General features: G+C 46.2%; 6 protein-coding genes. 3 read left to right on the forward strand and 3 right to left on the reverse strand.

Annotated elements, in window-relative coordinates:
* Window positions 1-398, reverse strand: a 398-nt coding sequence (locus MUP17_12760) for a hypothetical protein (GenBank protein MCJ7459839.1), incomplete at its 3' end; no start/stop codon positions are given.
* The gene (locus MUP17_12765) at window positions 395-1402 is read right to left on the reverse strand and encodes a hypothetical protein (GenBank protein MCJ7459840.1); all 1008 of its coding nucleotides are present in this window, start codon (window positions 1400-1402) and stop codon (window positions 395-397) included. The genes MUP17_12765 and MUP17_12760, both read right to left, overlap by 4 nt.
* Window positions 1403-1739: 337 nt before the next feature.
* On the opposite strand from MUP17_12765, the gene MUP17_12770 reads away from it, so the two are divergent.
* From MUP17_12770 to MUP17_12780, 3 genes are all read left to right on the forward strand, one after another.
* Complete coding sequence (locus MUP17_12770) at window positions 1740-2411, forward strand: hypothetical protein (protein ID MCJ7459841.1); 672 nt, start codon at window positions 1740-1742, stop codon at window positions 2409-2411.
* Window positions 2412-2518: 107 nt separating this feature from the next.
* Window positions 2519-2788 (forward strand): hypothetical protein, encoded by a 270-nt coding sequence (locus tag MUP17_12775; GenBank protein MCJ7459842.1) that lies wholly within the window; start codon window positions 2519-2521, stop codon window positions 2786-2788.
* A gap of 88 nt (window positions 2789-2876) precedes the next feature.
* On the forward strand, window positions 2877-3047 hold the full coding sequence (locus MUP17_12780) for a hypothetical protein (protein MCJ7459843.1): 171 nt from the start codon (window positions 2877-2879) through the stop codon (window positions 3045-3047).
* A 94-nt stretch (window positions 3048-3141) separates the two neighbouring features.
* Here MUP17_12780 and MUP17_12785 read toward each other — a convergent pair whose 3' ends face one another.
* Window positions 3142-3312 carry a hypothetical protein gene (locus tag MUP17_12785; protein ID MCJ7459844.1) on the reverse strand — a complete coding sequence of 57 codons (171 nt, stop codon included), beginning with the start codon at window positions 3310-3312 and terminating at the stop codon, window positions 3142-3144.
* Window positions 3313-3555: the final 243 nt, after the last annotated feature.

Genomic DNA, 3555 nt, shown 5'->3' on the forward strand with positions numbered 1-3555 from the left:
CGTAGAAGCCAACCGGCAGGAACAAGAACCCCGCCATAGTCAATCATCGTCCCGGGCATAATGCCCGGAGATTTGAGCCGGAAAGCCCCATCAGAGTACTCGAAATCATCCGAGGAATAGCTGAAATCTACTTTCCACTTTTCCTCGTACTCATCGTATCCCCGGCGTACTGGGGCGATATAAGTATCATCTACTGATGCTTCATGTGCCATCCCTTCCAGCTCTTCAATCCGTTCTTCGAATGTTCCGATGGTTTCTTCGGCCGCCAAAATTACATCAGTCAGCGTTCCGAGCCGCTCATCGGCCTCATCGAAATTATCATCAGCATCGGCCAGCGGCAGATTGAAGTTTTCCGCCGTTGCATCTTCACCTGCGAAGAATTTCGTAATTACTTTCATAAAATTTTACACCCCCCGTAACCTACTCGCCATAAGCCGTCAAGAACCCCCGAAAAAACAACCCCAGGAGTAGATCCGATGTGAATCAAACTATCAATTATCCCACCTCCGAATAAGCCCGCCAGTATTGGAGCAATCCCCCCCGTAAACACGGTAGGACACAACGGAGGCGAACAGATCAGCAATTCCGGTGAGGTATACCCCCGAATTTCGCCCGAAATTGATTGGAAAGCGGAATCAACGTGAAGTTTTCTGGGGGGCGCCGTCCAGCCCCAAACAGAAAAATTCAACGGGTAATGTTCTAAATCCTCTTCCGTACCCCAATAAAAGGGACGTCCGTCTGGATCTATTTTTACCCCGCTAACCGCAGCAAATTGGTTAGTCCCACCGTCGTAAATCCACAGGCAGTCGATGTAGACAAACCTGTGCCAGTAGCCGCTGTACGGAAAGGAATCTTGAAAGGCCTGGATTGCCCCAGACCCATAAGTATCTTGATCCGGAAAATCCACCGCCCACCTATCTATGATATGCCGGGTGTGGTCGAAGGGCACAGCCGGATGTTCCTTCATTGGAGACTCCTTCCGATAGACTATCTGGCAGTCGACGACGAGCTGCGCCCACAGCGAGAAAGGAAAGGAGAGGCCTGTGTTGACGTGAATTCTGGGTCGCTGTTTGATCGAGGAAAGATAATAATCCGCCTCAAAAGTATGATATTGCGGATTGAGAATTATTTCAGCCTCCATAAAATTTGCAAGTGGAAGCGAGGAATCTTTTGGGATTACTAAGGGCAATCCGGCTATTAGTTCAGCAAAATTGAGGAAATCTTGAGTGATTTGGAGCGAGCTGGCAAACCCCAAAGAAACTTGAATCGCCTGTTGGAGTGCAGCGTGATTGATCCAGGAAACCTCAATATCTACTATCCTTATCGCTTGCAAGCGGATAATTGCATAATCTCCCTCTTGTGACTGGAAAGCAGCCCCAGATCGAAAGTCGTCGAACGCCATGCTATAAGGGTAATCCTTTACAATTATTTGTCAAGAATAATAAAGTGTTTCCTTTTGATACATGTGTAATATACATGTATCAAAAGGAAACACTTTTTGTGGGCGAAGAAAAGACGAAAAAACCGAGGATAAAGGGGGATCTGGAGTTGGCATACAATATGCATAATAACAACAATATGAACATCAAAAATATCCGACTAACAAGTGTGGCCATTTCGGCAAAAAAATATATATATATATACCCTCTATATAGGATCAATATAGAGGGGGGGGAAAAAAAACGAGTTGATGATGACTCCCAGTATTACCAGAGTCATCATCAACTCGTGCAAAAAAAATGAAAGAGAAAGAAGGCAGCTCACAAAGAGCAAGAAAATGGGTAATGACTATGCAAGGATCATACCACAAAGCAGAAATTGTCGCGTGGGCAAGCGAAAAAAGTGGAATGACTTATCTCAAGATTGCGCAGGAGATCGGGGAGGGCGGACAGCCCCATCTTCAGGGTTATTTCGAGGTGCCAAACAAAGTATCACTGGCCGGTGTGAAAAAACTTTGGCAGAAGCCTGGCTTCGTGCCGCCTCATTTTGAGATTGCCTGGCATCCGGTGGAAGCGCAGTCATATATCGGTAATCTTGAGTTTGTACACGCCAACGGAGAGAAAAAGACTGGAGAAGTACAATGGGTGCTTGAGTTCGGCTGCTATGCGCCAGATAAAGGCGAAGCCAGGCGACAAGGGAAATCATGGAATGATTCACTACTGGAAGTGAAGAAGATGATTGATGAGGGAAAATCCCTCTACTCGCTTTATCAGAGTCACTTCATCCAGATGGTGTATTGTGGGAAGGCCATAGCGAGTTATAAGGAGCTAGTAGAGATCCGGAAAAGATTTCCGGAGTTGGCAGAAAATGACATAACATCGGAGGAAGCAACCGCGATTATCGAAAAGGCGGTAACAGAGAGACCGACACAATTTGACGTAACCCAGGGAACTGGAAGTTACGGACGTTAAGGAAAATGGGAGCGTCCCCATAGCCACCGTGAGAAAGCCCAAGAACCTACAAGGTCGAGGTTGAATCGTAAGCGAAACGCGATGGCTGGGGGCGCCCCTAAAAAAACATGAAAAAAGGATCGAAATACATAATCACCTTAACCAATGAGCAAGCGAGCTCATTGATAAGGGTTCTCATCGACATTCTCAAGGGAAAAGTTCCGAGGTTAGGGGGCGAAGAAGATCGGAAAGCAGGAGAAAAAATTGTTGAGGCAATTCGGAAAGGCATCAAAACAGAATTGCCAGGAGAAGACTGTAAAGATTGCCTTTTTGATAGTTGTAAGGATTGCAGGCAGAAAATACAAGTAACAAAGGAAAGTAGGAAATTTCATGAATAATTATGAATAAAGCTGATTCAACGCCTGCGAGTAGGTCAGGCATCGCGCAGGAAACGCCTTTATTCATAATTATTCGTGAATAATTTAAATGAATAATGCAGATTTGATCATAATGATGGACAAGCTTAACCGGTCAATGGAAATCATTGAAGAAGTGTACGAAAAACTACACGAGAAGCTTGATTTTCAGTTGGTAGACGTTGCAGAATTAAGAGGCGAACCGTTGGTCATTCAAAAAGGAACCGGACCGGGATCGTAAGCGAGGCGCGAGGGCTGGGGGACATTGCGAAAGAGGATCCAGGTATGCTATGCGATACGCATGGTTCATGCCGGTTCTTCTGGCCTTGTCCTCTTTATTTTTCTTCTTTCTTCTCCAGGGCGGAGATCACTTTTTGCAGAACGATCATGAGCTCTTCGATTTTATCGATTAGTTTCTGAGCAATGTCAATGACTTTGCTGAAGTCATTCAAAATTCCCCGGTTGATCATGTTTGTCAAGGGCGTTTCCAGATCTTCTTCTATCATTTCCTGATCTCCTTTTATAGGGGGGACGGCACCTCGTGCCGTCCCGTATAACGCTACGTAGTTTGAATGACTGGACAAGGTAGTGCAACGAGTGTTAGCCCCGTACAGGTGGCTATCGCTGCGACTAATGTCGTGGCTGTCGCTGGTTTGATGCGCTCGCCTTTGGTTCCTTCGACGATTTCGCAAGATGCTACCTTGATGCCGGGCACTTCCCATTTGTGGACTGTGCCATCAGGCTCTTGC

It is taken from the genome of Candidatus Zixiibacteriota bacterium, from assembly GCA_022865345.1.
GTDB lineage: Bacteria > Zixibacteria > MSB-5A5 > MSB-5A5 > RBG-16-43-9 > RBG-16-43-9.